At 72.8% G+C, this 6,115-nt stretch carries 5 protein-coding genes and 2 pseudogenes; 5 read left to right on the top strand and 2 right to left on the bottom strand.

Annotated elements, in window-relative coordinates:
- Nucleotides 1-105 (top strand): annotated as a pseudogene (locus HDR73_RS15835) (IS481 family transposase); the annotation flags it as partial.
- Nucleotides 106-245: 140 nt separating this feature from the next.
- On the top strand, nt 246-1,325 hold the full coding sequence (locus tag HDR73_RS15840) for an FUSC family protein (RefSeq protein ID WP_012299474.1): 1,080 nt from the start codon (nt 246-248) through the stop codon (nt 1,323-1,325).
- On the opposite strand, the gene HDR73_RS15845 is transcribed toward HDR73_RS15840, so the two are convergent.
- Together HDR73_RS15845 and HDR73_RS15850 are read right to left on the bottom strand one after the other, a co-directional pair.
- Nucleotides 1,322-1,720 carry an LPS-assembly lipoprotein LptE gene (locus HDR73_RS15845; protein ID WP_012299473.1) on the bottom strand — a complete coding sequence of 133 codons (399 nt, stop codon included), beginning with the start codon at nt 1,718-1,720 and terminating at the stop codon, nt 1,322-1,324. The two genes, HDR73_RS15840 and HDR73_RS15845, sit on opposite strands and share 4 nt — an antisense overlap.
- 17 nt (nt 1,721-1,737) lie before the next feature.
- Nucleotides 1,738-2,136 carry a DUF2256 and DUF3253 domain-containing protein gene (locus HDR73_RS15850; protein WP_012299472.1) on the bottom strand — a complete coding sequence of 133 codons (399 nt, stop codon included), beginning with the start codon at nt 2,134-2,136 and terminating at the stop codon, nt 1,738-1,740.
- A gap of 187 nt (nt 2,137-2,323) precedes the next feature.
- Between HDR73_RS15850 and HDR73_RS16630 the strand changes: the two genes are divergently transcribed.
- The 3 genes and pseudogenes from HDR73_RS16630 to HDR73_RS15860 form a co-directional block, all read left to right on the top strand.
- Complete coding sequence (locus HDR73_RS16630) at nt 2,324-3,949, top strand: efflux RND transporter permease subunit (RefSeq protein WP_281631001.1); 1,626 nt, start codon at nt 2,324-2,326, stop codon at nt 3,947-3,949.
- Between the two features lie 96 nt (nt 3,950-4,045).
- A complete protein-coding gene (locus HDR73_RS16685; RefSeq protein WP_434269247.1) occupies nt 4,046-5,764 on the top strand; it encodes an efflux RND transporter permease subunit in 1,719 nt (572 codons plus the stop codon).
- Between the two features lie 117 nt (nt 5,765-5,881).
- Nucleotides 5,882-6,115, top strand: a pseudogene (locus tag HDR73_RS15860) (DEAD/DEAH box helicase); the annotation flags it as partial.

A 6,115-nucleotide genomic window follows, 5' to 3' on the forward strand; every position in this document is an offset into this window, starting at 1 on the left:
CACCGGGCCGACGCGCTTGACCCCTTCATCGAGCACTACAACACTGAACGAATCCACTCAAGCCACGGGCTCACGCCCGCGGCCCGAGTGTCACCAACGTCATGACTCAGTACACCTAGCGCCGACGCGAGATCGACCGACGCGCCCTCGGGAGACCGGGGGCGCGTCGTCGCGTCCGGGGGCGGTGCCGCACGGGCGTACCGTGGGGAGGCCCCGTTTCCGCTCCCGGGGAGATCGGACCCCGTGTGACGTCATCGCCCATCCCGCGACCGCCGTCGACCCGGACGCTCGGCCTCGAGGCCGCGATGCGCGCGAGCGTCGGGCTCCTGGTGCCGCTCGTCGTGCTGCTCGCGATCGACCGCCTGGACCTCGCGCTCTACGCGTCGTTCGGGGTGTTCACCGGGCTCTACGGGCGGAACGAGCGCTATCGGCTGCGGCTCGCGAGCGTGGGCGCCGGAGCGGCGATGATGCTCGTCGCGATCTCCACGGGCGTCCTGCTGTCGCTCGCCGACGCGCCGCTCGCGCTCGAGGCCGTCGGCCTCGTGATCGTGCTGGGCGGGGCGTCCCTCGTGTCGACGGCGATGAGCCTCGTGCCCCCGCATCCGCTGTTCCCCGTGTTCGGCCTCGTCGTGTGCGCGGCCGTGCCGGTGGATCCCTCGCAGGCGCGCGACGCGCTGCTGACCGCGGTGGCCGCGATCCTCTTCTCCGCCGGCGTCTGCATGTCCGGCTGGCTGCTCCGCCGCTGGGCGCCCGACACGCAGGCGCACCGCTTCCGTGCGCTGCCGCGGATCCCCGTGCGCGACGCCGCCGTGCACCGGGACCCCGCCGCGTGGACGGCCGTGGTCGCGAACGTCGTCGGCGCTCTGGTGGCGGGCGCGATCGCGGTGGCGCTCGGGCTCGGGCACCACTACTGGGCCGTCGTGACGCTCGTCGCCGTGCTGCCGGTGGTGCGCGGGCCGCTGTCGTTCACGCGCGTGGCGCACCGCGTGCTCGGGACGCTCGCCGGATCGGTGGTGGCCGCGGGAATCCTCGCGCTGCACCTGCCCGCGCCGGCCGTGATCGCCGTCGCCGTCGCCTGCCAGTTCGCCGCGGAGATCGCGGTCGGCAGGCACTACGGGCTGGCGCTCGTCTTCATCACGCCGCTCGCGCTCGTGATGGGCGGCCTCGGCCGGCCTCTGCCGGTGCTGCCGCTCGTCGCCGACCGCGTGGTCGACACGGGGGTGGGCGCGGCGGTCGGCGTGGTCGTGATCCTCGTGCTGCGGGCGCTCGCGGCCCGGCGTCGGCGGCGGGCGGGAGCCGCATCCGGGGGCACCGCCACGGCTTAGGGGAGGACCGTGGTGCTCCAGCCGTAGAGACGGCCGTTCGCGCCGAACACGTTCCAGCCGTCGGCGCAGGTGACGGTGGCCGGGTCGATCTCCGGTGGCCACCAGGTGTCCTCGATGGTGGGCATCTGGAGGTCGGTGCAGCCGCCGGGGGCGGGCGCGGCCTGGCCCGTCTGCACGGCGACGATGCTGCCGGCCTTCGCCTCGGACTTGGTGCGGATGAGGGTGCCGTCCGCGGGGATCCACGTCGGCATCGCCGTGGCGAGCGCGGTCTGGGCGTCCGCCGTGGTCGCGTAGATCTCCGTGGTGGGCGACGTGAACTGCGCGCTGGCCCCGCATCCGGACAGGAGCGCCGCGCTCGCGACGGCGGTCAGGACGGTGAGGGTCGGTCGATGCATCCCCCTAGTGTGCCTCGTCAGCGACGACGGCGGATCCGGATGGGCCCCTTGGCGGTGGAGGGATCGACGACCGACCCCTTCTGGGTGATCTCCACCTCGCCGGCCTCGACCAGCCGCCGGGCCGCGCGCCGGGCCGGCTCCATGAGGTCGCGCCACTCGTCGGGCGACTCCGCGCGGGCGGCCTCCGACGGGCAGATGGTGGCGCCGCCGGCACGGTGCGCGAGGAGGTCGAGGATCCGGCGTTCGAGCCGCTCGTCGACGTCGGTGACGCCGCGGCGACGGCACGCGTCGCTGCAGTAGCGCACCTCGTCCCAGTCGCGCTCCCACTTCTTCCGCCACTCGATGGTGCGGCCGCACGAGGCGCAGGTCTTGGGCGCGGGGACGCTGTCCCTCGTGCTCGATGCCCGGTGCGCCATCCCTCCAGCATGCTCCGCGGACAGGGGAGTCGGCTGGATGCGGTGACGGACCACTGAAAACCGGTCGCGAGCGGGGATTTCCCGACGGCGGGTGCGATACTTCCCCCACGGGGCGGGTCCCGGTGCGGGCGATCAGCGGTCCGAGCGACCGCCGCACCCGCGGCCCGCATCGCACAAGGAGCACCCCCTGCATCTCCTCTCCGTCTTCAGCCTCCGCAACCGGGCGCTGATCGCGCTCATCACGGTCGTCATCGGGGTGTTCGGCGGCATCGCGCTGACGACGCTCAAGCAGGAGCTCATCCCGTCGGTGTCGTTCCCGCAGCTCGCGGTCGTCACGGCCTACCCGGGCGCATCGCCCGCGGTCGTCGACTCCGACGTGTCGACGCCCATCGAGCGCGCGATCCAGGCGGTGCCGGGGCTCGAGTCCTCCACCGCGACCTCGCGCACCGACTCGTCCGTCATCTCGGCGTCCTTCACGTACGGCACCGACCTGGCGACGGCCGAGCAGAAGATCGACCAGGCCATCAACCGGATCCGCACGACGCTGCCGGACGGCATCGACCCGGTGGTGATCGCGGGCAGCATCGACGACCTGCCGGTGATCCAGATCGCCGTCACGAGCGACCTCAGCCCGCAGGACCTGACGGCCGCGCTCGAGCGCTCGACGCTCGCCGACATCCGCAAGCTCGCCGGCGTGCGCGACGCGAGCCTCCTCGGCACGGTCGGGCAGCGCGTGGTCGTCACGCCCGACCCCGCGAAGGTGCAGGCGGCCGGCCTCACGAACCAGGCGATCCGCGACGCGCTCGACGCGAACGGCTCGCTCCTGCCCGCGGGATCCGTGACGGAGGACGGCACGACGCTCTCGGTGCAGTCGGGCACGCGCCTCGGATCCACCCAGGACCTCGCGTCGCTGCCGCTCCTGGGCGCGGCGGGCGGGCGCCAGCTCACGATCGGCGACGTCGCCACCGTGGAGCTCGGCCAGGATCCGACCACCGGCATCTCGCGCGTCGACGGCCAGCCGTCGCTCACCATCGCGGTCACCAAGACGCCCGCGGGCAACACGGTCGACGTGTCGCACCTCGTCACCCAGCTGCTGCCGCAGCTGTCGGAGGACCTGGGGAACGACACGAAGTTGACGGTCGTCTTCGACCAGGCGCCGTTCATCGAGCAGTCGATCTCGAGCCTCACCACAGAGGGACTGCTCGGCCTCGTGTTCGCCGTCCTCGTGATCCTCGTGTTCCTGATGTCGATCCGGTCGACGATCGTGACCGCGATCTCCATCCCGGCGTCCGTGCTCATCACCTTCATCGGGATGCTGGCCTCCGGCTACACGCTCAACATCATCACGCTCGGCGCGCTCACGATCGCGGTCGGGCGCGTGGTGGATGACTCCATCGTGGTGATCGAGAACATCAAGCGGCACCTCTCCTTCACGCCCGACCGGCTCGACGCGATCCGCGCGGCCGTGCGGGAGGTCGCGGGCGCGGTGACGGCGTCCACCGCCACGACGGTCGCGGTGTTCCTGCCGATCGCGCTCGTGGGCGACATCACGGGCGAGCTGTTCCGGCCGTTCGCGCTGACCGTGACCATCGCGCTCGCCGCGTCGCTGTTCGTCTCGCTGACGATCGTGCCGGTGCTCGCGTACTGGTTCCTGCGGCCGGAGGGGGAGTCGCGGCGGGCGCGCAGGAAGGCCGCCGCCGCCGCGACCGCCGAGACCGCGCGCACGGGGGCGCACGCCGCCGTCCGCGGTGGGGTCGACGACCGGGGGCGCGCCGGTCGGCGGGCCCGCGGATCCCACGCCGCGAACGGCTAGGCCGACGGCCAGGCCGAGGGGATCGGCAAGCCGACCCGCCTCCAGCGCGGCTACCTGCCGATCCTCGCGTGGACGCTCAAGCACTCCGCGGTCACGCTGATCCTCGCGATCCTCGTGCTCGGCGGCACGGTCGCGCTCATCCCGAGCATGAAGACGAACTTCCTCGGCGACAGCGGGCAGAACACGCTCACCGTCTCGCAGGAGCTCCCGAGCGACACGAGCCTCGAGGCGCAGGACGCCGCGGCGACGAAGGTCGAGCAGGCGCTCATCGGCGTCGAGGGCGTCGACACCGTCCAGACCTCCATCGGCTCGGACAGCACATCGCTCACCTCGGCCTTCGGCGGCGGCGGGATCACGTTCGCGCTGACGACCGACGCGGACGCGGACCAGGACGCCATCCGCGAACGGGTGCGCACCGCGGTCGACGGCCTCACCGACGTGGGCGACGTGTCGCTCGCGGCGGCCTCGGGCGGGTTCTCCTCGAGCGACATCACCGTGGAGATCACCGCCAACGACTCCGACGACCTCAAGGCGTCGGCAGATGCGGTGCTCGCGGCCGTGAAGGACATCCCGTCCATCGAGCAGGCCACGAGCAACCTGTCCGAGACGCAGCCGTACATCGCGGTGACCGTCGACCGGGCGAAGGCCGCGGCCGCCGGGCTCAGCGAGCAGGCCGTGGGCGGCATCGTCACCGCGAGCCGGCTGCCGGCCGCGGTCGGGCAGGTCGTCATCGACGAGAAGACGCTGTCCATCTACATCCAGGACCCGGACGCCGCGCAGAGCCTGCAGGGGCTGCGCGACTTCCGGATCCCGACCGCCCGCGGCCTCGTGCCGCTCAGCGACCTCGCGACCGTCGAGGTGGCCGACGGCCCCGCGACCGTGACGACCACGGGCGGCTTCCGCAGCGCGACCGTGAGTGCCACGCCCGGCAGCGACGACGTGGGCTTCGCGTCGTCCGAGGTCTCGCAGGCCGTCGCCGGCGTGCAGCTGCCCGCCGGCGCGCAGGCCTCGCTCGGCGGCGTCGCGTCGCAGCAGTCCGACGCGTTCGGGCAGCTCGGGCTCGCGGTGCTGGCGGCGATCCTGATCGTCTACATCATCATGGTGGCGACGTTCCGGAGCCTCATCCAGCCGCTCGTGCTGCTCGTCTCGGTGCCGTTCGCGGCGACCGGCGCGGTGCTGCTGCAGGTGGTGACGGGGATCCCCCTGGGCGTCGCGTCGATCATCAGGCCTCCTGATGCTCGTGGGCATCGTGGTGACCAACGCGATCGTCCTCATCGACCTCGTGAACCAGTACCGGACGCGCGGCATGAGCCTCCGCCAGGCCATCCTCCAGGGGGCGGGGCGACGGCTCCGGCCCATCCTCATGACGGCGCTCGCGACGATCTTCGCGCTGCTGCCGCTCGCGATCGGGCTCACCGGGCACGGCGGGTTCATCTCGCAGCCGCTCGCGATCGTCGTGATCGGCGGCCTGCTGTCGTCGACCGTGCTGACGCTGCTCGTGCTGCCGTCGCTGTACTCGCTCGTGGAGCGCGCGGGCCTCAGGATCCAGGCGCGCCGCGACCGGAAGCGGGCCGAGCGCGGGCTGCCGGCGGGCGGATCCGCGGCGACGACCGAGGCCGACGCCGCAAGCTGATCCTGGCCTCACGACCCCGCCCGGGCGGAGCGCTGCCCTGGTGCCCGCGGTCCGCGTCCGGTAGTGTTCTCCCGTCGGCTCTTGACACCGCTACCGGACCATCCATCCGGGCGGATCGGATTTGTCAGTCAGGTGGGCCGGTTTCCCCCTCTCATTCCGCAGAGGGGTACGTCACGCGATGACACGGCCCCCGGGCGACGACTGCCCGGGTTGAGAGCAGCTCTGCGCACCCTGATCCTGTAGCGCGCTGCTTCGCACATGCGCACTGTCATGCATCCGAGCAGAACGAGGAATCCCTCATGCCCTACAACAACGACTCCCCGCGCGGCGCCAAGCGCGCCCCCGCGGGATCCCGCAGCCCGAACCACCGCGGCTACAACTCCGATCCCGCGCCCAAGAAGCAGCGCTGGAACGCCGACGAGCGCGCCCAGCGCTCCGGCCAGGACGACCGCCCCCAGCGCGGCGGCGCAGCCCGCCCCGCACGCGGCGGCGACCGCCCCAACTGGGAGCCCCGCGCCGAGCGCCCCGCCGGC

It is taken from the genome of Clavibacter sp. (genome assembly GCF_014802555.1).
In the GTDB taxonomy this organism is placed as follows: domain Bacteria; phylum Actinomycetota; class Actinomycetes; order Actinomycetales; family Microbacteriaceae; genus Clavibacter; species Clavibacter sepedonicus.